This window comes from Octadecabacter ascidiaceicola (assembly GCF_900185015.1).
GTDB lineage: Bacteria > Pseudomonadota > Alphaproteobacteria > Rhodobacterales > Rhodobacteraceae > Octadecabacter > Octadecabacter ascidiaceicola.
In genome coordinates this window covers 15,646-39,609 of record NZ_FXYD01000002.1, presented here as the reverse complement: position 1 = coordinate 39,609, position 23,964 = coordinate 15,646, and the positions used below count along the sequence as shown (strand labels likewise).

Genomic DNA, 23,964 nt, shown 5'->3' with positions numbered 1-23,964 from the left:
GCTGATTAAGCGTCCAACTCAGGGAAGCGAGAAAGCAACTCAGCCAACATCGATTCCGGCTTCATCCGACGATTAAAGCGGTATTCACATTCCTTGGCGTACTTCCAGAGGTGCTTGTCTGAAACATAAATGTGAGTGCCAGCGATGGTGCGCTTGAGTTGAGCAAAGAACCCTTCGATTGAGTTTGTCGTCTCGCCAGCATCACCGACATACTGGCCTTGTGAGTGGTTCACTGTCTTGTGGTCATAGGCACCTGCAAGAGAGTTGTACCCGCGATGCTCGTCCGTATTGACGACAGACCCGAACTCGACGTGATCCACAACGTGACGGGCCAGTGTGCCGCCCTTACGATCTGGTATGACCTCAGTGACCAACTCACCGTCGCGCTCTAGCATTCCCAGCACAACAGCCTTGCCCTTGCCGACCTGCGCACCCTTTTCATAGCCGCCTACGAAGGTCTCATCGACTTCTACCGTGCCACTTAGCATTCCGTCACCATCAATTCCGGCCATATGTTCGCGGATGAGGTGCGCCATGCGCCACGCGGTCTTGTAGGTGACGCCAAGTTGACGCTGCAATTCCTTCGCAGCCACTCCGTTGCGTGTCGTGGTGAAAAGAAAGATTGCGTAGAACCAAAGCTGCAACGGTGTGCGGCTCTTTTCAAAGATTGAACCCACCATTGGGTGGATGTGGTGGCCGCACCACTGGCAGGAAAACGCCTTCTCTGACTTGAGTGGATACCACTTAGCCGCACGCTCACACTTAGGGCATTCATGCCCCTGACCGAAGCGGACGTTGAACAAATGCTCAAGGCAAGCTTCGTCTGTAGGGAACTGCTGAAAGAACTGGCGTACATTTGTCTGTTTCATGCATTATAGATAGGTTTTGCCTTACCGTATGTCAAGGGGATACACCCCTTTCTTTTTGCAGTCGTCAAAAGCACGCCAAAGGTGAGCACCAGCAAGGCCACTTCTGCAATTGGACCTGCAAACCAAATGCCGCTTTCTCCAAACCAAATTGGCAGCAAGAAGGTCAGCGGAATTGCAAACAAATAGGTCTTGCTTAACCCAAGAACCGCCGCTTTCGCCGCCGATCCAATGGCCTGAAAATAGGTGGCAACCATCATCAACGGTCCGGCAAGGAAAAACGCGATGGTCAAAACAGGCAGGATACGCGTGACTTCGGATATGACAGGTTCGCTGTCTACAAAGGCACGCGCGATTTGACCAGGGGGTATCATCAAAACGGCTTGCATGGCGGCGCAATACAGCAACGCAATCCCGAGCGCCATCTTCAGACTCGCATCAGAGCGCGACCACAAATTCGCCCCATAATTGTTCCCGGTGATCGTCTGCATCGCAAAGGACAACCCCAATAGCGGAAGGAAGACAAAAGTCATAACTCGGGTGATGATGCCATAGGCCGTAATCGTGTCGGCATAGCCAGGCTGCCCAACCCATTGCAGCGAGATGATGATGGCGGCAGACCCAAGCGCAACCCCGAACAGGTCTACGATGCGCTTACTGGCCAAATCAAATTGTGGTGGAGCAACGAGGTTTCCTTTGAACGCGACCATTTCACGATTGGGTTCGGAGAGACCAAGAAATCGTTTCGCACTGCAACCCCAGACTATAACGAAGCTGGATACGAGATTGTCTGGAAATGTACACAAGCCAATCTGTTGCACCCAGAAGTCCAGACACCTAACGAGTGGGTTGGCACAAATATCATCTGGGCGATTGAGCCGCATCCCTCTGGCGCAAAAATCACTATGACCCATGATGGGCTGAATGAAGCTCTGGAGTGTTTCGATATCTGCGCGCAAGGCTGGGATTTCTTTTTCCTCGACAGCTTGAAAGGCTATCTTGCCACCGGACAGGGAAAGCCCTTTACTTCTCTGCAGGCTGTATAAGGCGAACCTCAGATGCAACTCACCCAACCGGATCAAGCGCAACAACAGGCAGTTTTCAGAGCCGTGTCCGACCCGACCCGACGATCAATTCTTGTCCAGCTTTCGGAGGAGGATATGACAATCGGTGACATTGTAGAGCAATACAGTGTCACGCGAACAGCCATCAAAAAGCATCTCACTATTCTTGAGGAAGGTGGGTTGATCTCGGTCCGGAAGATTGGCCGAGAGCGTCTTAATTCTCTTGAGCCTTTGGGGCTCAAGAGAATCGACAATTGGCTCCGGCATTTCCACGAGTTCTGGGAAGAGCGCCTGAACAAGTTGAAAGAGGTTGTCGAGGCCGAAGAAAAGGCAAGGCCAGAAAGAAAGTCGAAATGACGCGCCAAACAATCGTCAGCTCAGTGTTCATCAAATCCGAACCGCAAAACGTATGGCTCTTCCTTGTCGACAAAGACAAGTTGGGGGAATGGTACCACCCTGCTTCGAATGATCTGGTAGTGGGTCAAGACTATCCGTTTGACGCGTCTGTGCGATCAAGTTAATCGTACTTTCAATATCTGTTGGGGTGCCCATATCCGGGCTGAGATGCACAAGCTGCAAACCCATTGAACCTGAACCGGTTAGGACCGGCGGAGGGAACAGCTTGCGGACCTTGCACCCGTTATGGCCTGCGCCCTTTACCATCCTGCCCCCTAAACCAAGGGCCACGACATGGCAGCTAAGGCGTTAACGATTGCTGGGTCCGACTCTAGTGGTGGGGCTGGCATTCAGGCGGACCTCAAGGCGTTTTCGGCGATGGGTGTATATGCTGCTTCGGTTGTGACGGCGGTTACCGCACAGAACACGAAAGCTGTTACAGCCATCCATCCGATCCCGGAAGACGTCGTTGCGGCGCAGATCAAGGCCGTTCTGGATGACATCCAGATTGACGCGATCAAGATCGGGATGCTGGGGACACCGTCGCTGATTGCAGCGGTGGCGGATGCGCTGGCGGGCTATGATGGGCCAGTTGTACTTGATCCAGTGATGGTTGCTAAATCAGGTGATACGCTGCTGGCCGATAGCGCGATAAATACTTTGAAATCGTCGCTTTTCGCACGCGCGACCCTGCTTACACCTAACCTACCCGAAGCGGCGAAACTGGTTGGCGAGGGCAGCACGCAGTCACAGGCGAACGCCCTTCTGGAACTTGGCGTCGGTGCGGTTTTGATGAAAGGCGGACATGCAGACGGAGAGACTTGCACCGATCATCTTGTCTCGCAAACGGGAACACAGGACTTTTCGGCCCCACGTGTGAACACTCGCAACACCCACGGCACAGGATGTTCCTATTCTTCGGCCATCGCTGCGGGCTTGGCGCAGGGAATGGCTTTGAACGATGCGGTATCGCGTGCCCACACGTGGCTATACCACGCGATCTTGCATGCGGATAAATTGCACGTTGGACAAGGCCATGGGCCTGTTCACCACTTTCACGCGCTTTGGAAATGAGCGGCCCTTTCACCATCATTGGTGGCGGTGTGTGTGGCCTTGCCATGGCTGCCGAACTGTCGTCACGCAGCGCGCAGGTCACGGTCATTGATCTCAAAAGCGCGCCTGGCGATCATGCCTGTTCTTGGTGGGCCGGCGGCATGCTGGCGCCCGATTGCGAAGGGGTGAGCGCAGAGCCCGAGATCGTGAGCCAAGGCCGCAAAGCCGCAAGATGGTGGGAAAGCCAAGGAGGCACCGTGCATCACGAGGGCACGCTTGTTGTCGCGCTTAGTCGCGATCAAAGCGATCTGGCAACCTTTGCACGCCGTGCGCCGACCGCGACATCTCTGTCCAAAACGCAGATCGCTGACCAAGAGCCGCATCTGGCTGAACGCTATTCCAAGGCGCTGTTTTTGGCAGATGAGGGGCATCTTGACCCCCGCGCGACTCTCACTGCTCTGCATGCCAGGTTAAAACAAAGAGGCGTGCGTTTTGGCACTGATATTGCGGGCCGGGTGATTGACTGCCGTGGCCTTGCTGCCCGTGACACCCTCACAGATTTGCGCGGCGTGAAAGGCGAGATGCTTGTGGTGCGCTGCCCTGACATTACACTTTCGCGCCCCGTCCGGCTGCTACATCCGCGGTTCCCACTGTATATCGTGCCTCGCGGCGACGGTGTTTTCATGCTGGGTGCCACCCAGATTGAAACGGGCGAGCGCACCCGCGCCACCCTGCGGTCCGCAATGGAACTGATGTATGCGGCCTACGCCCTGCACCCGGCGTTTGGCGAGGCAGAGCTGCTGGAGATCGGCGTCGATGCACGGCCCGCCTTTCCAGACAACCAGCCACGTATTCGGCGGATTGGGGATGTGATTTACGCAAATGGCCTGTTTCGGCACGGTTTTCTGCTTGCGCCTGCATTGGCGCAGATGACGGCGGATTTGGTGCTGAACGGCAAGATACCGGAGGTTTGGTATGAAGATCATCGTGAACGGTGAGACACTTGAGATCGGCGCGTCCACGCTAGCGGCGCTGCTGGAGGACCTTGGAAAGGGCGAGGCCAAGGTGGCCACTTCGGTCAACGAGGCGTTTGTGCCCAAGCATCAGCGCACAGATCACAGCTTGCACGAGGGGGATCGCGTCGAAATCGTCGCCCCCCGACAAGGAGGATAGAATGCCTACATTTTATGGCACCGAAGTGACATCCCGACTAATGCTGGGCACCGCGCAATACCCGTCGCCTGCAATTCTGGCGGATGCGTTTCGCCTTTCCGGTGCGGGGATCGCGACGGTGTCTGTGCGGCGCGAAGCTGGTGGCGATCAGGCGGGGCAGGATTTCTGGGCGTTGATCCGCGATCTGGGCGTTGCGGTGCTTCCCAACACGGCAGGTTGCTATTCCGTGCGCGAGGCCATCACCACGGCACAGATGGCGCGGGAGCTGTTCGACACCAACTGGATCAAGCTTGAGGTCATCGGCCACGCCGATACCTTACAACCTGATCCCTTCGGTCTGATCGAAGCCGCGGCACAACTGGCGGGGGACGGATTTGAGGTTTTCCCCTACTGCACCGAAGATCTAGTGCTGTGCGAACGGCTGGTTGAGGTTGGCTGCAAAGTTTTGATGCCATGGGGCGCGCCCATCGGCACAGGGCTGGGCCTAAATAACATCTACGGGTTGCGCAGCTTGCGGGCGCATTTTCCCGACATTCCTTTGGTCGTCGATGCGGGTCTCGGCCTGCCGTCCCAAGCCGCCCACGCGATGGAGCTGGGCTATGACGCCGTCTTGTTGAACACCGCCGTTGCAAAGGCGGGCGATCCTGCTGCGATGGCGCAGGCCTTTGGCCTTGCCGTAGAAGCTGGCGCGCTGGCCGCCCGCGCCGACCCGATGGACGCGCGCGATATGGCGGCCCCGTCGACACCCGTCTTTGGAAAGGCCATGCTATGACGTTACCGCGTTTTTACCCGATTTTTGACGATGTGGCGTGGCTGCGGCGCATGCTGCCTTTGGGGGTAAAGCTGGTGCAAATGCGCCTCAAAGACAAAACCCAAGACGAACTGCGCGCTCAGTTGACCAAAGCCCGTGATCTATGCACGGTCCATGAGGCGGTGCTGGTGGTCAATGATCACTGGCAGCTGGCAATCGAGCTGGGCTGCGACTGGGTCCATCTGGGCCAAGAAGACCTTGATGAGGCGGATGTTGCGGCGATCCGTGCAGCAGGTCTCAAGCTTGGTATCTCGACCCATGATAAGGCCGAACTGGCCCGCACGCTGGCGTTGGCACCTGACTATATCGCGCTTGGACCGATCTATCCGACGATCCTGAAAAAGATGAAATGGCATCAGCAGGGTATTGAGAAACTCAGCGTGTGGAAAGATCGTGTGGGTGATATCCCTCTTGTCGCCATTGGCGGAATGAGAACGGACCGCGCACATGGGGCTTTTGATGCCGGGGCGGATGTTGTCTCGGCAGTTACAGATATTACGCTGCACGACGATCCTGAGGGCCGCGTTAAGGAGTGGCTTGAGGTCTGCGGATGAGCCGTTATACCCGCCAAACGGCAGTCTTGGGGGAAGGCGTGCAAGCCCGCCTTTCAAGCGCGTCAGCACTTGTCATCGGCGGCGGCGGTCTGGCGGCGCCTGTAATGCAATACCTCGTGGGCGCGGGCGTCGGACATATCCGACTTGCGGATGCAGATGTCATAAGCCTGTCCAACCTGCACCGCCAAACGCTGTTCCGGGAGGCGGATATCGGCTTGCCAAAGGTCGAAGTGATTGCCACGGCGATGTCCGCATTGAACCCTGACACCACAGTTGAACCCATTCACCAGCGCGTCGATCCAGCGAACATTACAGCCCTTAGTCAGGGCATGACGCTGATCCTTGATTGTGCAGACAGTTTCGCGGTCAGCTATATTGGGTCCGATCATTGCCTTGCAACTGGCCAACCGCTGATCAGCGCCAGCGTGGTCGGTCGCGACGGATATGTCGGTGGCTTTTGCGGCGGCAAACCTGGTCTGCGTGCTGTTTTTCCAGATCTGCCGGACCAGCTTGGGTCTTGTGATACGGATGGCGTGCTGGGGCCAAGTGTCGGTGTGATCGGTAGTCTTCAGGCGCAGATGGCAATGGCGGTCCTGACAGGCGATATGCAAGGTTTGGGGCAGCTTGTGACCTATGATGCCGCCACGCTACGGTTTGGCGGGTTCCGCTTTGACACGGCTGCTGATCCCGTGCCGAACCCCGCCTTCATTACCCCACGCGACATTGCCGGAACCGATTTTCTGATCGACCTGCGCGCGCAGGGTGAGCCGGGCCCTGACCTGACGCACGCAACACGCCATGTCGTTTCCGATTTTGGACCAGATGGCCCCACACCACACGAAAACCAACGCGCCGTTCTGGCATGTCGATCGGGCCTTCGTGCCTGGCAGGCAGCGGACCGGCTTTCACAACACTGGCAGGGCGAGATCAAACTCCTCGCGCTCGGAGGGTAAGGAGACCCATATGAAACACCTCATCACCGCCGCGGCACTACTGGTCGCGACACCGGCCTTGGCCCAAGACAAGATGACCTTGCTTTTGGACTGGTTTATCAACCCCGATCACGGGCCAATCATCGTGGCCGAAGAGCTGGGCTATTTCGCCGAGCAAGGGCTTGAAGTTGAGATTATCGCCCCCGCCGATCCGTCCGCCCCACCTAAACTGGTCGCAGCTGGTCAAGGTGATATTGCCGTCAGCTATCAACCAAGTCAGCATTTGCATGTCGCAGAAGGTCTGCCACTTATTCGGGTCGGCACTTTAATAGCGACGCCGCTGAACTGTCTATTGGTACTCAAAGACGGCCCTATTCAAGAGATCAGCCAACTGAAAGGCGGCACAATCGGCTTTTCCGTGGCCGGTGTCGAAGAAGCCGTTTTATCTGCGATGTTGGGCCGCCACGGTGTTGCGCTGGATGATGTCGAGATGGTCAATGTGAACTTCTCGCTCAGCCCGTCTCTGATGTCGGGACAGGTCGATGCGGTTATCGGTGCTTACCGGAATTTTGAGTTGAACCAGATGGAAATTGAGGGCGTCGAAGGGCGCTGTTTCTATGTTGAAGAAGAAGGTGTGCCGACCTACGACGAATTGATCTATGTGGCCAACCCTGACCGGATGGATACGGATCAAGTCCGCCGTTTCTTACGTGCGACAGAACTGGCGACACAATACATCGTCAATAACCCGGAAGCATCATGGGCGCTTTTCAAAGGCTACGCACCTGAACTGGACGATGCACTGAACGCAAAGGCATGGGTTGATACGCTTCCCCGTTTCGCCTTGCGTCCCGAAGCGTTGGATGAAGGTCGCTACACACGGTTCGAAGCCTTCCTGTCCGAGAGCGGTCTTGTAGAGGGCACGCGCTCCGTCTCGGCGCTTGCCGTGGATCTGGGTGCGGAATGAAGTACGGCAACACATTTGCGGTCTGGCGGGATAACGCCCCCGCCTGGCCAGCATATTCGCTCCATAAATTCGTGCGGGGTTTGGGTGACGGGACCCTGCCGCACGACGCCTTCTTGCATTACCTCAAACAGGATTATGTCTTTCTGATCCACTTTTCGCGAGCTTGGGCTTTAGCCATCACCAAGGCCGATACGGTTGAGGAAATGCGCTTGGCCGCGGGCACTGTGAACGGGCTGATCAACGAGGAAATCGCGCTACACATCAAGACCTGCGCGGAAGCTGGTATTGATGAGGCTACACTGTTTGCCACGCAAGAACGCCAAGAAAATCTAGCCTACACTCGCTATGTTCTGGACGCGGGTCATTCCGGCGATCTCTTGGATTTGCTGGCTGCTTTGGCACCCTGTGTCATGGGTTATGGTGAAATTGGCAGCCATTTAGCAGCAACCAAGACCTCTGACAGCTACGCAGAGTGGATCAACACTTATGCAAGCGCCGAGTATCAGCAGGTTTGCCACGATGTAGGCGTGCTCATTGACGGGGCCATTGCGCGGCGTTTGGGCAACGATCCGATGGCCAGCCCGCGTTGGGCCGCACTTCAGGCGCGGTTTGCGATGGCCACACAGTTGGAAATTGGGTTTTGGGACATGGGGCTAAATCCGTGAACCAACCACAGCGGATGACAGGATCAGCGGCGATTGATGGGACGGCGATCTTTTCACAGCTCGATTTGACCCTGACACCGGACAGCTGGACCTGCCTGCTGGGGGCAAGTGGGGTGGGAAAATCCACCGTGTTGCGCCTCTTTGCCGGTCTGGCAGAGGGTGTTACCTTTACTGGAGACCTTAGCGTTCCCGGTCGCGTTGCGATGATGGCGCAGCAGGATTTGTTGCTGCCTTGGTTGAACGTATTGGACAACGTATTGGTCGGCGCACGCCTGCGGGGGGACCGTCCAGACAAGGGCCGCGCACGTGATAGACTGGCGCAGGTTGGATTGGCTGATCATGCTGACAAATTTCCCTCGGCCCTGTCAGGTGGTCAACGCCAACGCGTTGCTTTAGCGCGCACTTTGATGGAAGACCGCGCGGTTGTCTTGTTGGATGAACCATTCTCGGCGCTCGACGCTTTGACCCGTGCACAAATGCAGGAACTGACTGCTGAGTTGTTGAGTGGCCACACCGTGTTGCTGGTCACGCATGACCCGAATGAGGCGGCGCGATTGGGCCAGACAATCCTTATCATGACGCCGTCAGGGCTTGTCAACGTAACCGCCCCCACAACTCCGATCCCGCGCGAAATAAGCGCACCAGATGTGCTGCGAGCGCAGACAGATCTTTTTGACCAACTTCGGAGACCGACATGAGTGCCAGCCAATATCTACAATCGCTTGCCGCTGAAGACTGGAAGGTCGCAACGCACCACGCATTCACCGATGCCTTGGCGGATGGCACACTAAGCCAAGAAAAGATGGCAGGTTATCTGCAACAGGATTATCTCTTTGTCGAAGGTTTTGTGCGGCTCCTTGGATCTGCCGTAGTGCACGCGCCCACTTTAGCAGACGCGGTTCCCGCAGCGCAGTTTTTGGGTTTGATTTGTGGTCCCGAAAACACTTATTTTCTGCGCTCATTTGAGGCGCTTGAGGTCACATCAACCGCCAAGCCCGCGCCTGAAACGCGCGCCCTCCAAGAACTGATGGATCAAGCACGGCAATCTGGGCGTTATGAGATCATGCTTTCGGTCCTCGTGGTTGCGGAATGGATTTACCTTGATTGGGCTACGCCGTTTGACGACCGCGCAGATGATTTGCCGTTTTGGTTCGGTGAGTGGGTTACTCTTCACTCAGGCGAAGGCTTTACGCAGGTCGTCGCCTATTTGCGTGGCCAGCTCGATATTGTTTGGGAAACGCTGGATGATACCGCGCGCGCAGAGGTATCCGCGACCTTCACGCAAGCGGTGCGCTTAGAACGTGCGTTCTTTGATGCATCCTGGGCTGGCTTTACGGTCGCCAAGTGACCGGTTGGCGCGCAGGCATTGCAGCAACCTGTCTGGTGCTGGCACTGTGGCAGGTGGTGATCTGGAGCACGGGTGTCGCACGCTTCATTCTGCCGCCGCCCGCGTTGGCCGTGCAAACAATTTGGGAAAGCCGCGCGCTGTTGGCAGAACACGCTGTCATCACGATGGCCGAAGTGCTTATCGGCCTCGCATTGGGCGCAGCACTTGGGTTTATCTCTGCCATCTCGCTGGTCGCATGGCCAACCGCCCGCGCGCTTGTGCGGCCCATTTTGGTGTTCAGCCAAGCGGTGCCAGTCTTTGCACTCGCACCACTTTTGACACTTTGGTTGGGCTTTGGGCTTTGGTCCAAGATCACGATGGCCCTGATCATCATCTACTTTCCAGTGACCTCGTCCTTTTTTGACGCGCTTATGCGGACGAACCGTGATTGGATCGGTTTGGCTAAGGTGATGGGGGCAAGTCCAGCGCGCATCATGTGGCATATCCGAGTGCCCGCTGCCTTGCCCGGCTTCGCATCTGGCCTGCGGTTGGCGGCTGTTTATGCACCGATTGGTGCGATCATTGGGGAATGGGTCGGGGCCTCGAAAGGCTTGGGTTACCTGATGCTTTTGGCCAATGGCCGCGCCAAAACCGATCTGATGTTTGCTGCCCTGATCGTGCTCGCGGTTTTGACTATCCTGCTGCACACAGCTGTGAATAAAGTGTGCGAAAAGACACTAGATCGGCCGGAAGGGTCTTGATTGGCTCACACTGAAAGCCGCTTTCATTGACTGGTCTAATTACAAATGCAGCATCAGCGAAGATGGAAAAGCCAAAAACACCTCTGTCCGCGACTTGCTTGTCCGACCTTACTGCGGCGAAGGTACGGTCTCTGTTCTGACCAAAATGACGGCCGCGAATGACCGGTACGGTGACTTGCGCTGCGATGCAACTATGAACTCGCCGCGAGTGCGCGGCAAATGCTGCATGAGCAATAGCTGCAACTGCAAAAGCCAGCTTGGTCTCGCAACTTTCGAGCCAAGGCATGGCGCGGCGAAAGGACTGTCTCGGTTCTTGTCAGAACGACGCTTGCGAACGACCGGTCTGGCGACATCTTCTGCAACGCAGCGTTTTACGTGCTGCAACTGCAACCGAAAGCTGCGTCGGCAACAAAGCCAAACGTCAATGTCGACAAAGTCCGCGCAGCAGCCTTTGAGGAACCCTGAGACGAAGGTCCGCTGTATCCACTAACTTTGGTCCGGCCTTTGCCATTCAAGTGCCCCGTTTTTGGCCATGCGTCGGACATCTGTGATGCGCAGTAGAACAGCATCAAAGAATGGTACGAGTAATAGACCGTGCTTTGGACACGTGCGTACGAAGTCCAAATACCAAAACACGCGAGGTGCGGCGAAGTACAATTCACGATCGATAGAACTATCCAATATGCATATAAGGCAAATATGCTGCGTTTGGATTTTGATGTCTTTGTTGGGGAACACCTGCCCGCCTAAACTTCTTGCCGCCCGTGTCATGGTGATTGGAGTGAACCTTTCCAATTCAGAGCGATCCGTCCCTGTGAGATCAGACAAACGGCTAGGTGTATCCTGGTCCCCTTGCCCCAATTTCAGGGCCGACAGGCCGGTTAAAGCGCCGAATGACCACAGACTATTACAACCGTTCAAAGCTGCTATTCGGGAGGCATATGTCACCGCTGGCTCATGCTCTCCCATAGGAAGAGTTAGCCCCAGTCGTCCATTATTCACGACGTCACCCACGCTTTCTTAGGGCCCTTCTGTTTGATCAGTTTGCCCTAAAGAACGACCCGCGTGTTGCCGGCCGCTCAACTGGATTGACGATCACTGCAGTGCAGCCCGTCAAACCGAACCTTCGCTGGAGTAGCAAAATTCAGGAGTTCAACAGGCTTCGAGCGCCCGCGCTTTCCGCGGACAGTTTACTCTAGCCATTACGGCACGAACACTGAGGCTCAAGACCCATAGATCGTCCTGAGGCTGTCCGGGCTGCCTAATTCAAGCTCCCAAGCAATCAGGGAACGTGACGAGCGGGCATTTCTGGCTGACCGGGGACCAGATGAACCTGCTACGACAGTCATGTTCTAGATATGTGGCCTGACCCAACATCACAGCCGAACCAAAATCATGATTGACCACAGAAGTTCTCACGCGGTTACGAATGCCACTTACATTGCGCATGCCAACGCGTTTTCGACGCGAAACTGATCATTCCATCACCGCCCGGAAACAGATCCCTGATAGTCTTCGAGTTGATTGATCAGATGCAGACCTGATGGGCAACTCATCCGCGCGCAGAACTCATCCCAAACCTGTCCAAACGGGAGGTCTTTCAATTCTTCTGTGACAACAAAGCGCTCGGTGAAATCCAAAGCGTCTTCTGCAGGCCGAAGTCGGTCAAGCGGCATGAGCAAGGCACGCAATAGCGCCTTTTGCATGTTGCGCGTCCCGATGACCCATGCCGCCGTGCGGCTGATCGTGGCGTCGAAGAAATCGAGGCCAATGTACGTCCGGTCCAGCAAGTCAGAGGCCACCAGCTCCTGCGCAATCTGCAGCACATCATCACTTTGCAGGATCACATGGTCACTGTCCCAACGCATGGGGCGAGAGACGTGCAGCAGGATTTCATCTACAAACAGCGATGCCGCACTCAACTTATCGGCCACGTTTTCGGTCGGATGGAAATGGCCCATATCGAGGCACAGCACGGTGTCGTTCTTCATGGAATAGCCCATGTAGAATTCATGGCTGCCGACTGTGCAGGCTTCCACCCCGATGCCAAAGAGCTTACTTTCGACGGCGTCCCGCATGTGGGCCCTGTCCTGTGACGGGTCGATCATCTGATCAATGGACGCTTCAAGACGGCGACGAGCGGCCATGCGATCAACGGGCGTGTCCTTATACCCGTCCGGCACCCATATGTTGTTCACGCAAATTGTGCCCAACTCCGCCCCCATCCGAGCGGCAATTTCGCGGGTCCGCTGTCCGTGTTCGACCCAGAAGTCACGGATGCCTTGATCGGGGTGCGAGAGCGTCAGGTTATCGTCAGCTTTGGCATGGGCGAAGAAGGTTGGGTTAAAATCAAGCCCGAGTCCCTGCTCCTTGGCCCAATCGACCCAGGGCGCGAAATGCTTGTATTCTATCTCGTCCCTGTCGGGGGTCTCGTCAGTGTCCAGATACATGGCGTGCAGGTTCAGACGGTGCGACCCTGGGATCATAGAATAGGCAAATTCAAGATCGGCCCGCAATTCGTCGGGGGTGCGGGCACGGCCGGGGTGGTTTCCCGTGGCTTGAATGCCGCCACCAGACGCTCCTGTTTTCTGCTCAAACCCCACAACATCATCGCCTTGCCAGCAATGCATGGAAATTGGGATGGTTTTCAGGCGCTCGATGGCGGTTTCGGTGTCGATACCCCAATCCGCGAATTGGGCCTTTGCGCTGTCATAGCTCATTCCGCCCCCTCCTAACGCGTGAATGCCTGAACGTTGCCAGCGTCCACGTTGATGATGTTGCCTGTGGACTTTGCCGACGTATCAGCGGCGAAGAAATAAGCGGCCTCGGCGATGTCTTCGGGCAGGACGGAGCGTTTGAGCATGGACCGCTTGCGATACATTTCTTCCAGCCCGTCTTTATCGGTGCCGTAGGTGCCTGCGCGCTGTTCCAGCCAGTCGCCTTCCCAGATCTTGGAGCCGCGCAACACTGCGTCAGGGTTCACCACATTGACGCGTATGCCGACCTCCGCACCCTCCAAAGCCAAACAGCGCGCAAGGTGGATCTCAGACGCCTTGGCCGTGCAATAGGCGGACGCATTGAGCGATGCTGCTAGCCCGTTTTTGGACGCCACGAAGATGATCGCGCCACCCATGTCTTGTACCCGCATCACTTTGAACGCTTCGCGGCTGACCAGGAAATAGCCGGTGCTGAGGATGTCCATGTTCTTGTTCCACAGATCGAGGCTGGTGTCCTCAACCGGTGCCGAGGAGGCGATCCCTGCATTGGAAACAAGAATATCGACGCCGCCGAACTCCACCGCGATCTCGGCATAGGCGGTTGTGACCGCGTTTTCATTGGTCACGTCCATGTTCACTTGACGCACGACGTCAGACCCAAACTGCCCTGACAGAATATCCAATGTTGAGGCCAGTGCTTCGTCATTGATGTCGGCCAACATCACGCAGGCCCCGTCCTGCAAGTAGCGTTCAGCGGTGGCGGACCCGATGCCCCCGGCACCGCCTGTTACAAGCGCCACACGGCCAGCCAATGATTTGGGCTTAGGCATGCGCTGCAACTTGGCCTCTTCCAGAAGCCAATATTCAATGTCGAATGCCTCTTGTTCGGGCAGGCCCTGATATTCGCTGACAGCGGATGCGCCGCGCATCACGTTGATCGCGTTGACGTAGAATTCGCCGCTGATCCGCGCCGTCGCTTTGTCCTTGGCAAAGGTGATCATGCCCACGCCGGGCACCAGATAGACCACGGCATTGGGATCACGCAGGGCGGGGCTGTTGCCGTGTTTGCAGCGCTCGTAGTAGGCGGTGTAGTCGTCGCGATAATCTGCAATCTGCTCGGGAAGACCCTCCAACACCTCGTTTATGTTGTTCTTTGCAGGATCGAAATTAACCACGAGAGGGCGAATTTTCGTCCGCAGGAAATGGTCTGGGCAAGATGTGCCCAAGGCCGCCAGCGGCTCCATGCTTTTTGCATTTACGAACTCCAGCACCGCATCGCTGTCGTTGAAATGCCCAACCATATGCTGATTGCCACTGACGAAACCACGGATCGCGGGCATCAAGCGCGCGGCGACAGCGCGGCGAGCGGCTTGGTCGAGGCTTTGGTGCTTTGCGCCCCCGAAGGCAAGTGAGCTTCCCGTTTCTTGTGCCAACCATTCTGTGGCCACGTTGATCACGTCGATGGTCGTATCGTAGCAGTCTTTCGCCGTATCGCCCCACGTGAAAAGACCGTGGCTTGCCAGAACAACTCCGTCAGCCTCGGGATTCTCAAGGCAGAATTTCTCAAGCCAAAGCCCCAATTCATAGCCGGGCCGCTTCCACGTCAGCCAGCCGATCCGGTCGCCGAACACCTTTTTGGTCAGTTCTTCAGAATTGGCCGAGGCCGCGATTGCGATGATCGCATCCGCATGAACGTGATCCACATGGGTGCGCGGTACATAGGCGTGCAGAGGCGTATCGATAGAGGCCGCGCGCGGGTTCAGGTTGAACGTACAATGGGGCAGGTAACCCACCATCTCGTCCTCAAATTCCACCCCGCGATAGAGCCCCTTCAGCGCACGCAGCTTATCCATATACAGGGTCGAAAAGCCGTCCATCTTGATCGACCCGATGTCGCCGCCCGATCCCTTGACCCATAAAACTTCGGCCTGCTCACCGGTCAAAGGGTCCGTTTCCATCACTTTAGCGGATGTGTTTCCGCCGCCATAATTGGTCACCCGCTTGTCCGAACCAAGGATGTTGGAGCGGTAAAGCAGCAGTTCCGATTCGCTCATTCCGGCCGCATCCACGTCGGACCAACGGTTTTCAAGCAGCTGCTTTTCGGCGGTTTTCAACATCTTTTCCTCCCTGCAGGCGCACGACCGCGCCCTCTGACTATGACAGTAAGCTGCGTATACAGGGGCATGTTGTCAATCACAAACGATCACATTCAATCATACTACGATGCAAAATGAGTGTTTGTGATTGAAAATGATTGACAGGTGACCCGAATCTGAACAACGATGATCGTGGGAGGACAAAATGCACGAGACTGAGCGCCACAGGATAATTCTATCTGCAGTACAGGACAGACCTGTCGTGACCGTCGTGGACCTTTGCGGTTTGACAGGTGTTTCCGAGGCGACGATCCGGCGGGACATCTCCACCCTTCACATGCAAAATAAGCTGCGCCGCGTGCGTGGTGGAGCCAAAGCCATCACGCCCCCGCAGTTCGTGGGCCTCGCAGGCCGGCCGTTTGCGGTGAACGAAATCCTGCGCAGCCGCGAAAAACAGGCGATTGCCCGCGCTGCGGTTGAACTTTGCGAGGATGGCGACCCGATTATCATCAACGGCGGTACGACCACTTTCCAAATGGTGCATCCGCTGGCGTCCCGCCAATGCCAGATCTTCACCAACAGCTTTCCGATTGCAGAACATCTGCTGAAGCATTCCAAGAACACGATCATATTGTCAGGTGGTGCAATCTATCGCGAGCAGAACATCATTCTGTCGCCCTTTGATAATGACGTGACCCGCAACTTTTATGCGCGCCGGATGTTCATGGGCGCGCAGGGCCTTGGACCGTTGGGGTTGATGGAGGCGGACCCTCTCCTCATCCAGGCCGAACAAAAACTGATCGGCCAGGCAGATGAACTTGTGGTGCTCGTGGACAGTTCCAAATTCGAACAGCGATCGAGCCTTGTGCTGTGCCCGTTGTCGCGGATCGACACGGTCATCACCGACGATGGCATATCCGACAAGGCGGCTGCCATGCTGGATGCCGCAGAAATTACCCTGATCGTCGCCGAAACGGGCGCCGGACAGGCTGAGGATGAGGCGGCCTCTTAACCGCTCAACGACCAAACGTACTTTCAGGGAGGAACCAAAATGAAACGTCGTACTTTCACTTCACTTGTCGCAGGCCTCAGCATGGCTGCGGGCATGATGGGTACAACAGCAATGGCGCAAGATGACATGCGCATCGCGATTGTCGTCAAGGCCCTTGGCATCGGCTTCTTTGAAGCTGCCGCAGAAGGCGCCGAGGAAGCCGCAGCAGAGCTGGGCAACGTCGAGATCATCTACACCGGCCCGACAGACACAACCGCCGAAGGCCAGATTGAGGTGATCAACAGCCTCATCGCGCAAGGTGTCGATGCCATTGCGATCTCTGCCAATGATCCCGATGCGGTAGTCCCCGCGCTCAAACGTGCCATGGACCGAGGCATCACCGTCATCAGCTGGGACTCTGGCGTTGCCGAAGAGGGTCGGATGATGCACCTCAACCCGTCCTCAACGCCCTTGATTGGTAATACAATCATCAAGCTAGCAGCCGACCACATGCCTGATGGTGGCGAAGTCGCGATCCTGTCGGCCACGACCACGTCGACCAACCAAAACGCTTGGATTGCTGCGGCAGAAGAGGTTCTGCCAAACTACCCCGGCATCGACCTGGTGGCCACGGTTTATGGCGATGACCTGTCGGACAAGTCCTACCGCGAAGCCCAAGGCCTGATGGCAACCCACCCAGACCTCGGGGCGATCATCGCGCCGACGACCGTGGGCATCCTCGCCGCCTGTCAGGCCGTGTCGGACGCTGGCAAAATTGGTGAGATCAACGTCACAGGCCTTGGCCTACCGTCAGAAATGGCAGGCTGCGTGGAAAGCGGCGCGACCGAAAGCTTCGCTATCTGGAACCCGATTGATCTGGGCTACTCGGCGACGATGATCGCCCATTCCCTCGCCACTGGAACCGACCCGAGCGGAGAAATACCGATGGGCCGGATGGGGTCTATCACGCTTGATGACACTGGCAGCGCCGCCATGGCAGACCCGTTCACCTATGACAGCTCCAACATCGACCAGTTCAAAGACATCTTCTGATGTCAACGGGTCTGGCGCGGCTTGCCTGCGCCAGACCCACTCTCTCCCCATTTTTGAATTCCGACCTGCACATGAGGCCCGACGTGTCCCCATCTGACGCCCCCATTCTGTCCCTTTCAAAGGTGACAAAAACCTTTCCCGGGGTGCGCGCACTGTCCGAGGTTTCCCTGGATCTTTATGCGGGTAAGGTCACTGCTCTTGTCGGTGAAAACGGCGCGGGAAAGTCAACAGTTGTGAAAACGCTGACTGGCATCTATCAGCCCGACGGCGGAGAAATCCGCGTAGATGGCGCGCCCGTTCAGTTCCCCGCCCCGCAAACGGCTGAAAATGCAGGTGTCACGGCAATCCATCAGGAAACCGTGTTGTTTGACGAACTCAGCGTGGCCGAAAACATTTTTCTGGGCCACGCGCCGAAAGGTAAATTCGGCCTGATTGACACCCGCGCCATGCGCAAGGGCGCGCAAGAGATACTGGACGGGCTGGGCGCGAAGATTGATCCAAGCGCCACGCTCAAGGAGCTGGGCACCGCCAACAAACACCTGGTCGCCATATCCCGCGCCCTGTCCGTCGACGCGCGCGTGGTGATCATGGACGAACCCACCGCCGCCCTGAGCCACGCCGAAATCGACGAGCTTTATGAGCTGGTAGATGGCCTGAAGGCCCAAGGCAAAGCGATCCTGTTCATCAGCCACAAATTTGATGAGATTTTCCGCATCGCCGACAATTACACCGTCTTCCGTGACGGCCAGATGGTGGGCGACGGCGCGATTGCCGATGTGACCGAAGCCGAATTGGTCAAAATGATGGTTGGCCGTGATGTCAGCCAGATCTTCCCCGAACGCGACCGCAATTTAGGGGCCGAAGTGCTGTCGGTCACCGGCTATGACCACCCCACAGAATTTGCCGATATCGGCTTCACGCTCAAACGGGGTGAAATCCTTGGCTTCTATGGCCTCGTGGGCGCGGGCCGGTCGGAATTTATGCAGGCGTTGTTTGGCACCACGAAACCTTCCGCTGGATCGGTGCGTGTGAACGGGGCCGAAGCGAGCATCCGTTCACCCGCCGATGCGGTATCCAATGGTATTGTTTACGTGCCAGAAGACCGCGGTAATCAAGGTGCGATCGTCGATCTCCCCATTTTTCAGAATGTGACCCTACCTTCCCTAAAACAGACTTCCCGCAAGGGGTTTCTGAAAATGGCGGAAGAATTCAAACTGGCACGGGAATACACTGAACGGTTGGATCTGCGGGCCGCATCGCTTGATACCCATGTGGGCAGCCTGTCGGGCGGCAACCAACAAAAGGTCGTCATCGCAAAATGGCTAGCGACCGAACCCAAGGTGATCATACTGGACGAGCCCACTAAGGGCATCGACATCGGATCAAAAGCCGCCGTGCACGAATTTATGGCCGAACTGGCTGCCCAAGGATTGGCGGTGATCATGGTCAGCTCTGAAATACCCGAAATTGTTGGCATGGCTGACCGCGTGATCATTATGCGCGAAGGCCGGATTGCCGCCGAATTGAGCCGCGAAGATATCAGCCCTGAAGTGCTGGTCAGCCACGCGGCAGGTGTCACGGAGATTCACGCATGACCAAACTCATTGCCTCTCGCGAAGCCTTGTTGATGCTGGCGATTGCCGTTCTTTTGGGCATCATTGCATGGCGGTTTCCAGCCTTTGTGGTCCCGTCGAACCTGTTGAGCGTTTTCAATGACACCTCACCGCTGATCCTTTTGGCCATTGGGCAGATGATCGTGATCCTGACCAAGTGCATCGATCTGTCTGTCGCGGCAAACCTTGCGCTGACAGGCATGGTCGTATCGCTGATCAACATCGCCGCTCCTGACCTGCCAGTGATCTTCATAGTGCTCATCGCTATCGGCTTTGGCACCCTATTAGGCATGTTCAATGGCATATTGGTCTGGAAGCTGGCGATCCCACCCATCGTTGTCACACTGGGCACGATGACCATTTTTCGCGGTGTTATCTTCCTTCTGACCGAAGGCAAATGGGTCAACAGCCACGAGATGTCGGATTCCTTCAAATCCATCCCCCGTACGGACCTGCTGGGCCTTCCGATTCTCAGCTGGATCGCCGTCGTCGCTGTGATCGTTTTCACCATCGTCATGACCCGCACATCGCTCGGCCGCGCGTTCTATGCAGCAGGCGGCAACCCCCATGCGGCGACCTATGCGGGCATCAATGTGGGCAAAACGCAGTTCTGGGCCTTCACCATCTCCGGTGCCATCGCCGGACTAACGGGCTACCTTTGGGTCTCGCGCTTTGCAGTGGCCTACGTGGATGTCGCAGGCGGGTTTGAACTGACCGTAGTGGCCGCCTGTGTGATCGGCGGAGTGTCGATCATGGGGGGCATTGGCACCGTTTTTGGGGCCCTGCTGGGCGCGTTGTTTCTTGGCATCATCGCCAATGCCCTGCCGGTCGTGAACATCTCGCCATTCTCGCAAATGGCTATCTCGGGTGGGGCGATCATCATCGCCGTGATCGTCAACGCCCAGGCCAACCGCACGACGGGCCGCATCATCCTTAAGAAAGCGGAGCACGCCGCATGACCACGCGCAGCATCCCCGACCGCCTGCAATCCCCGCTGGAACGAAAACTCAAAAGCTGGGAAAGCCTTCTTTTGCTGGTGGCGATTGGTATCTTTGTCGCTAATTCCTTCGCTTCGCCCTACTTCCTAAACGCATGGAACCTAAGCGATGCGACGTTCAATTTCACCGAAAAATCCATGATCGCTTTTGCCATGGCGTTGTTGATTATCTCGGGCGAGATTGATCTGTCGGTTGCGTCCATCATCGCTCTGGCCTCCACCGCGATGGGGGCAGCGGTTCAAATGGGCGTGGGCACCGAAGGGCTGGTTCTGATCGGGTTGGCAACAGGGCTTGTCTGCGGCGCGTTCAACGGGATTCTTGTCACCGGTCTTGGTCTGCCGTCCATTGTTGTAACCATCGGCACTATGTCACTGTTTCGCGGCATCAGCTTTATCATCCTTGGGGATCAGGCCTATCGCGGTTATCCGCCCGAATTTGCCTTTTTCGGACAGGGCTATGTCTGGTGGGTGATCTCGTTTGAATTCGTGCTGTTTGCGATCATCGCAGTTATCTACGGCGTCATCCTGCACATGACCAACTTTGGCCGCGCGGTCTATGCGATCGGCAACAACCCTACCGGCGCACTGTTTTCCGGCATCCGAGTGGGTCGAGTGAAGTTCATTCTGTTTTTGCTGACGGGGCTCATGTCAGGCATCGCGGCGGTCTGCCTGACCTCACGCCTTGGATCCACACGCCCCTCCATCGCGACAGGATGGGAATTGGAGATCGTTACGATGGTCGTCCTCGGCGGCGTCAACATCCTTGGCGGATCGGGGTCGATTCCCGGTGTTGTTATAGCCGCTTTTGTTATGGGCCTCGTCACGTTTGGCCTTGGCTTGCTCAATGTGCCAGGCATTGTGATGTCCATCGTCATCGGTGGCCTGCTGATCGGCGTTATTGCGCTGCCCCGTCTGTGGAGCATGTGGAGGACCCGTTGATGGAAAAGTATGCCTTCAAAATGCATTTGAACCCAGGGTGCCAGGACGAGTACAAGAAACGTCACGATGAAATCTGGCCAGAGCTTGTTACGCTGCTGCAAGCAGCTGGCGTTTCGGACTATTCGATCCACCTGGATGAAGACACCAACATCCTCTTTGGGGTGCTGTGGCGCAGTGACAACCACACGATGGACAGCCTACGCGATCACCCCATCATGCAGAAATGGTGGGCCCATATGGCCGACATCATGGAAACCAAGCCCGACAATGAACCCATCGCCGTCCCTCTGACACCTGTTTTTCATAAGCCATGACCCATGTAGCCGTCATCGACATCGGCAAGACCAACGCCAAACTCGCGTTGGTCGATATGGACACACTGAACGAATTGGCCGTTGTCAAACGTCCGAATACGGTCCTCCCCAGCCCGCCATGGCCTCATTTCGACGTGGACGGTATCTGGGAGTTCTTGTTGGATGCGATGGCCCAGTTTCACCAAAGCCACGGCATCAACGCCATCTCGATCACCACACACGGCGCCTGTGCTGCCTTGGTCGGTCATGACGGAAGGCTCGCAGCACCTATCCTCGATTATGAACACGACGGGCCGAATGCCGTTGCGGCGGATTATGATGCCATAAGACCGCGATTCGAAGAAACAGGCGCACCGCGCTTGCCCATGGGGCTCAACCTAGGTGCGCAACTTTATTGGCAGTTCCGCGAAGATCGCGAATTGCGGGATCGAACAGCAGCGCTGGTCACCTATCCGCAATACTGGGGCTACCGGATGACGGGTGTCACCGCCTGTGATGTAAGCTCACTTGGGTGTCATACCGACCTTTGGAACCCGCATGAGGGGTCATTCTCAGACCTTGTCCTCGATCTGAACATCGCAGACCTGATCGGTAAACCTCGCAAATGCTCGGACATCCTGGGAACCCTTCTTCCCGGCGTTGTCGTGCGCACAGGCCTTGATCCGGCAACCCCTGTCTATTGTGGAATCCACGACTCAAATGCGTCGCTGCTACCCCATGTTTTGCGGCAATCTGCTCCTTTTTCAGTTGTATCGACGGGCACCTGGGTCATCGCCATGAGCGTCGGAGGCGATCAAGCCCGCCTTGATCCCACACGCGATACCTTGATCAACGTCAATGCTTTAGGTGATCCTGTACCGTCCGCCCGATTCATGGGCGGGCGGGAATATAACACGATCCTTAAAGGCGACGCAGTCGAATACACTGAAGACGACATCATGGCTGTGGCCCAAAACGGTCCGATGCTCTTGCCGTCAATCATCCCAGAGAGCGGGCCGTTTCAAAACCGCCGAGCCGAGTGGGTTGGTACCGAACCACCCATTGGCAGCATCGAACGCACTGTGGCGACGGCCTTTTATCTGGCGCTGATGACGGCCGAATGCTTGGCCCTGACGGGGCACAACGGCCCTGTGATCGTAGAGGGGCCCTTTGCCGGAAACCCAGGCTTTTGTACCATGCTCGGAACGGCAACCAACTGCACGGTCGAGGCGGCGGGCGGGACAACAGGCACCAGCGAAGGGGCAGCCCTTCTTGCTTTGCCCGCAGGTTCACGCGCCCCGTCGATGGATCAGCGACGAACCTATCTTCCGATCAATGACCCACTTTTTAGATATGCTACGTCTTGGAAGTCAAAAGTCGCTGCATATCGAGCAGATGGTGATCTGAAGTAATTCGGTGCTTGCCCGGTCAGGTCGTTTAGAAAATCCGCGGCAACGTTTCTGAATGTCGCCTTTCGGATTGAAGGCTAAGCCTGTTGGCAGATGCAGCGAATGACATGGTGTGTCTGTGGGTGCCGCTCTCCTTTGCCTCTTTTCGTGAAGATGATCGCTCGGCTGTTGGTGTCACGAACGGCCTAGTTCAGATATATCAACCTATCGAGGATCGCGCGACCAAGATTGCCCGATAAGTGATATCTGCGCGCGCTCCAGTCTAAGCACTTCCGGTACATCGGGGATGTTTTCTTATCCAGGGCTGAAAAAGTCGATGCCAAAATCTGTAAAAAAATCGCGTCCTGCATCGGTTAGTCTTAGGTCCACACCTGCTCTCGGTAGATAGCCACGTTCAAAGAGTGCATCGAAGAGTCGTACACCCATGTCGCCCGCGAGATGATTGTAGCAGCTCCGTGCCGTTCGCAGGGCGGAATCTCTCGGCCCGGTTGCACCAAAGGCCTGAACCGTTCTGGTTCGACAATTGAATATGAAAAGGCTCCGGAGCCGATGGGAACACTTAGGGAACAAACAAGCGAGCAAAGCAAGCCCGCGGCAGCGAGGCTGCCTATGGCACTGACATGATGAACTGAAGAAAGTCGTGAATCCAGTAAGTAACTGAAAATATTAAAAACTACCAACCTCAGAAAGGCCAATGGTCATTTGATCTGTGCGGAGTGGTCAAAAAACACCCCTAAGTGGCCGAGTTATGGGGTGTCCTACAAAGGTGTGGATTGCCCCATAGTATTGCCATATCATATTTATAAACCTTTGAATTCGTTGGGCTCATAATTCCACATTGTGGATCAAATTGCCATTAGAGCGCAGATCACAAATTTTAGCCAAGTTTCAGTCAACGCCGGGTCTTCCCTGCCCTTCTATCGTATCGATCGCCTTCAACATGGATTGAAGTTCCGCTCGAACCAAATCAAGACGCATAAAGGCATGCGCCTCCTTACGCCCCGCAAGAGCGAGCACCGCCGAAAGCACTGCATCGGAGTTCCGCATCAGTTCGACTAAGTGTTCACCTGCCGGAGCATGCGTACCTGAAATCCAGTTTCTTGCGGTTCTCTCGCTGACCCCGGTCCATCGCATCGTCGTCTTGGCTGCCTGATGAGTACCACCCAACTCGTCCGTCAGCGCACTCCAAATAGCCTCACGGTATTCTACCTGCGAATTCAACTTACTGTTGTCGTTTTGAAAAGTGTTGCCTGTTTTAGGAAACATGTTGCCGCCCTTCCTCTGTTA

At 56.3% G+C, this 23,964-nt stretch carries 27 protein-coding genes and 1 riboswitch; of the genes, 21 read left to right on the top strand and 6 right to left on the bottom strand.

What is annotated here, in order from left to right; translation table 11 throughout:
• Nucleotides 1–5 precede the first annotated feature (5 nt).
• Together OCA8868_RS05495 and OCA8868_RS05490 are read right to left on the bottom strand one after the other, a co-directional pair.
• On the bottom strand, nucleotides 6–869 hold the full coding sequence (locus tag OCA8868_RS05495) for an IS1595 family transposase (protein ID WP_093995589.1): 864 nt from the start codon (nucleotides 867–869) through the stop codon (nucleotides 6–8).
• On the bottom strand, nucleotides 866–1,576 hold the full coding sequence (locus tag OCA8868_RS05490) for an MATE family efflux transporter (protein ID WP_370737985.1): 711 nt from the start codon (nucleotides 1,574–1,576) through the stop codon (nucleotides 866–868). The genes OCA8868_RS05495 and OCA8868_RS05490 overlap by 4 nt, the downstream gene beginning before the upstream one ends.
• Between OCA8868_RS05490 and OCA8868_RS17005 the strand changes: the two genes are divergently transcribed.
• The 14 genes from OCA8868_RS17005 to OCA8868_RS05430 all read left to right on the top strand — a co-directional run bounded on the left by OCA8868_RS17005 (nucleotide 1,460) and on the right by OCA8868_RS05430 (nucleotide 10,569).
• Nucleotides 1,460–1,912, top strand: a complete 453-nt coding sequence (locus OCA8868_RS17005) for an SRPBCC domain-containing protein (protein ID WP_370737984.1) — start codon at nucleotides 1,460–1,462, stop codon at nucleotides 1,910–1,912. The genes OCA8868_RS05490 and OCA8868_RS17005 overlap by 117 nt on opposite strands.
• Nucleotides 1,913–1,924: 12 nt before the next feature.
• Nucleotides 1,925–2,287, top strand: a complete 363-nt coding sequence (locus OCA8868_RS05485; RefSeq protein WP_093995587.1) for an ArsR/SmtB family transcription factor — start codon at nucleotides 1,925–1,927, stop codon at nucleotides 2,285–2,287.
• Nucleotides 2,284–2,451 carry a hypothetical protein gene (locus tag OCA8868_RS16610; RefSeq protein WP_179214790.1) on the top strand — a complete coding sequence of 56 codons (168 nt, stop codon included), beginning with the start codon at nucleotides 2,284–2,286 and terminating at the stop codon, nucleotides 2,449–2,451. Before OCA8868_RS05485 ends, OCA8868_RS16610 begins: the two co-directional genes overlap by 4 nt.
• A 9-nt stretch (nucleotides 2,452–2,460) precedes the next feature.
• Nucleotides 2,461–2,564: riboswitch (TPP riboswitch) on the top strand.
• Nucleotides 2,565–2,620: 56 nt separating this feature from the next.
• Nucleotides 2,621–3,400: a bifunctional hydroxymethylpyrimidine kinase/phosphomethylpyrimidine kinase gene (gene thiD, locus OCA8868_RS05480; protein WP_093995586.1), complete on the top strand. Its 780-nt coding sequence runs from the start codon at nucleotides 2,621–2,623 to the stop codon at nucleotides 3,398–3,400.
• A complete protein-coding gene (locus tag OCA8868_RS05475; RefSeq protein WP_093995585.1) occupies nucleotides 3,397–4,377 on the top strand; it encodes an FAD-dependent oxidoreductase in 981 nt (326 codons plus the stop codon). Before thiD ends, OCA8868_RS05475 begins: the two co-directional genes overlap by 4 nt.
• Nucleotides 4,355–4,552, top strand: a complete 198-nt coding sequence (thiS, locus tag OCA8868_RS05470) for a sulfur carrier protein ThiS (RefSeq protein WP_093995584.1) — start codon at nucleotides 4,355–4,357, stop codon at nucleotides 4,550–4,552. Before OCA8868_RS05475 ends, thiS begins: the two co-directional genes overlap by 23 nt.
• Before the next feature lies 1 nt (nucleotide 4,553).
• Nucleotides 4,554–5,324: a thiazole synthase gene (locus OCA8868_RS05465; protein WP_093995583.1), complete on the top strand. Its 771-nt coding sequence runs from the start codon at nucleotides 4,554–4,556 to the stop codon at nucleotides 5,322–5,324.
• Nucleotides 5,321–5,917 carry a thiamine phosphate synthase gene (locus OCA8868_RS05460; RefSeq protein ID WP_093995582.1) on the top strand — a complete coding sequence of 199 codons (597 nt, stop codon included), beginning with the start codon at nucleotides 5,321–5,323 and terminating at the stop codon, nucleotides 5,915–5,917. The genes OCA8868_RS05465 and OCA8868_RS05460 overlap by 4 nt, the downstream gene beginning before the upstream one ends.
• Nucleotides 5,914–6,870 (top strand): HesA/MoeB/ThiF family protein, encoded by a 957-nt coding sequence (locus OCA8868_RS05455; RefSeq protein ID WP_093995581.1) that lies wholly within the window; start codon nucleotides 5,914–5,916, stop codon nucleotides 6,868–6,870. Before OCA8868_RS05460 ends, OCA8868_RS05455 begins: the two co-directional genes overlap by 4 nt.
• A 10-nt stretch (nucleotides 6,871–6,880) precedes the next feature.
• Nucleotides 6,881–7,816 (top strand): ABC transporter substrate-binding protein, encoded by a 936-nt coding sequence (locus OCA8868_RS05450; RefSeq protein WP_093995580.1) that lies wholly within the window; start codon nucleotides 6,881–6,883, stop codon nucleotides 7,814–7,816.
• A complete protein-coding gene (tenA, locus tag OCA8868_RS05445; RefSeq protein WP_093995579.1) occupies nucleotides 7,813–8,481 on the top strand; it encodes a thiaminase II in 669 nt (222 codons plus the stop codon). Before OCA8868_RS05450 ends, tenA begins: the two co-directional genes overlap by 4 nt.
• The gene (locus OCA8868_RS05440; protein ID WP_370737983.1) at nucleotides 8,478–9,179 is read left to right on the top strand and encodes an ABC transporter ATP-binding protein; all 702 of its coding nucleotides are present in this window, start codon (nucleotides 8,478–8,480) and stop codon (nucleotides 9,177–9,179) included. Before tenA ends, OCA8868_RS05440 begins: the two co-directional genes overlap by 4 nt.
• Nucleotides 9,176–9,829, top strand: a complete 654-nt coding sequence (locus OCA8868_RS05435; protein ID WP_093995577.1) for a TenA family protein — start codon at nucleotides 9,176–9,178, stop codon at nucleotides 9,827–9,829. The genes OCA8868_RS05440 and OCA8868_RS05435 overlap by 4 nt, the downstream gene beginning before the upstream one ends.
• Nucleotides 9,826–10,569: an ABC transporter permease gene (locus tag OCA8868_RS05430; RefSeq protein WP_093995576.1), complete on the top strand. Its 744-nt coding sequence runs from the start codon at nucleotides 9,826–9,828 to the stop codon at nucleotides 10,567–10,569. The genes OCA8868_RS05435 and OCA8868_RS05430 overlap by 4 nt, the downstream gene beginning before the upstream one ends.
• 486 nt (nucleotides 10,570–11,055) lie before the next feature.
• Here the strand turns inward: OCA8868_RS05430 and OCA8868_RS17000 are convergent, their stop codons facing one another.
• The 3 genes from OCA8868_RS17000 to OCA8868_RS05415 all read right to left on the bottom strand — a co-directional run bounded on the left by OCA8868_RS17000 (nucleotide 11,056) and on the right by OCA8868_RS05415 (nucleotide 15,403).
• The gene (locus tag OCA8868_RS17000) at nucleotides 11,056–11,538 is read right to left on the bottom strand and encodes a TniQ family protein (protein ID WP_093995575.1); all 483 of its coding nucleotides are present in this window, start codon (nucleotides 11,536–11,538) and stop codon (nucleotides 11,056–11,058) included.
• A 515-nt stretch (nucleotides 11,539–12,053) separates the two neighbouring features.
• Nucleotides 12,054–13,289, bottom strand: a complete 1,236-nt coding sequence (locus tag OCA8868_RS05420; protein ID WP_093995574.1) for an L-rhamnose isomerase — start codon at nucleotides 13,287–13,289, stop codon at nucleotides 12,054–12,056.
• An 11-nt stretch (nucleotides 13,290–13,300) separates the two neighbouring features.
• Entirely contained in the window at nucleotides 13,301–15,403 is a 2,103-nt protein-coding gene (locus OCA8868_RS05415; RefSeq protein ID WP_093995573.1) for a bifunctional rhamnulose-1-phosphate aldolase/short-chain dehydrogenase, read from the bottom strand.
• 184 nt (nucleotides 15,404–15,587) lie between these two features.
• Between OCA8868_RS05415 and OCA8868_RS05410 the strand changes: the two genes are divergently transcribed.
• The 7 genes from OCA8868_RS05410 to OCA8868_RS05380 all read left to right on the top strand — a co-directional run bounded on the left by OCA8868_RS05410 (nucleotide 15,588) and on the right by OCA8868_RS05380 (nucleotide 22,680).
• A complete protein-coding gene (locus OCA8868_RS05410; protein WP_093995572.1) occupies nucleotides 15,588–16,394 on the top strand; it encodes a DeoR/GlpR family DNA-binding transcription regulator in 807 nt (268 codons plus the stop codon).
• 39 nt (nucleotides 16,395–16,433) lie between these two features.
• Nucleotides 16,434–17,426 (top strand): rhamnose ABC transporter substrate-binding protein, encoded by a 993-nt coding sequence (rhaS, locus tag OCA8868_RS05405; RefSeq protein WP_093995571.1) that lies wholly within the window; start codon nucleotides 16,434–16,436, stop codon nucleotides 17,424–17,426.
• Between the two features lie 71 nt (nucleotides 17,427–17,497).
• Nucleotides 17,498–19,021, top strand: a complete 1,524-nt coding sequence (locus OCA8868_RS05400) for a sugar ABC transporter ATP-binding protein (RefSeq protein ID WP_093995570.1) — start codon at nucleotides 17,498–17,500, stop codon at nucleotides 19,019–19,021.
• A complete protein-coding gene (locus OCA8868_RS05395; protein WP_093995569.1) occupies nucleotides 19,018–19,998 on the top strand; it encodes an ABC transporter permease in 981 nt (326 codons plus the stop codon). Before OCA8868_RS05400 ends, OCA8868_RS05395 begins: the two co-directional genes overlap by 4 nt.
• On the top strand, nucleotides 19,995–20,975 hold the full coding sequence (locus tag OCA8868_RS05390; RefSeq protein WP_093995568.1) for an ABC transporter permease: 981 nt from the start codon (nucleotides 19,995–19,997) through the stop codon (nucleotides 20,973–20,975). Before OCA8868_RS05395 ends, OCA8868_RS05390 begins: the two co-directional genes overlap by 4 nt.
• Nucleotides 20,975–21,289 carry an L-rhamnose mutarotase gene (gene rhaM / locus OCA8868_RS05385; protein WP_179214788.1) on the top strand — a complete coding sequence of 105 codons (315 nt, stop codon included), beginning with the start codon at nucleotides 20,975–20,977 and terminating at the stop codon, nucleotides 21,287–21,289. Before OCA8868_RS05390 ends, rhaM begins: the two co-directional genes overlap by 1 nt.
• Nucleotides 21,286–22,680: an FGGY-family carbohydrate kinase gene (locus tag OCA8868_RS05380; protein ID WP_093995567.1), complete on the top strand. Its 1,395-nt coding sequence runs from the start codon at nucleotides 21,286–21,288 to the stop codon at nucleotides 22,678–22,680. Before rhaM ends, OCA8868_RS05380 begins: the two co-directional genes overlap by 4 nt.
• Before the next feature lie 885 nt (nucleotides 22,681–23,565).
• Here OCA8868_RS05380 and OCA8868_RS05375 read toward each other — a convergent pair.
• Nucleotides 23,566–23,943, bottom strand: a complete 378-nt coding sequence (locus OCA8868_RS05375; RefSeq protein ID WP_179214787.1) for a hypothetical protein — start codon at nucleotides 23,941–23,943, stop codon at nucleotides 23,566–23,568.
• Nucleotides 23,944–23,964: the final 21 nt, after the last annotated feature.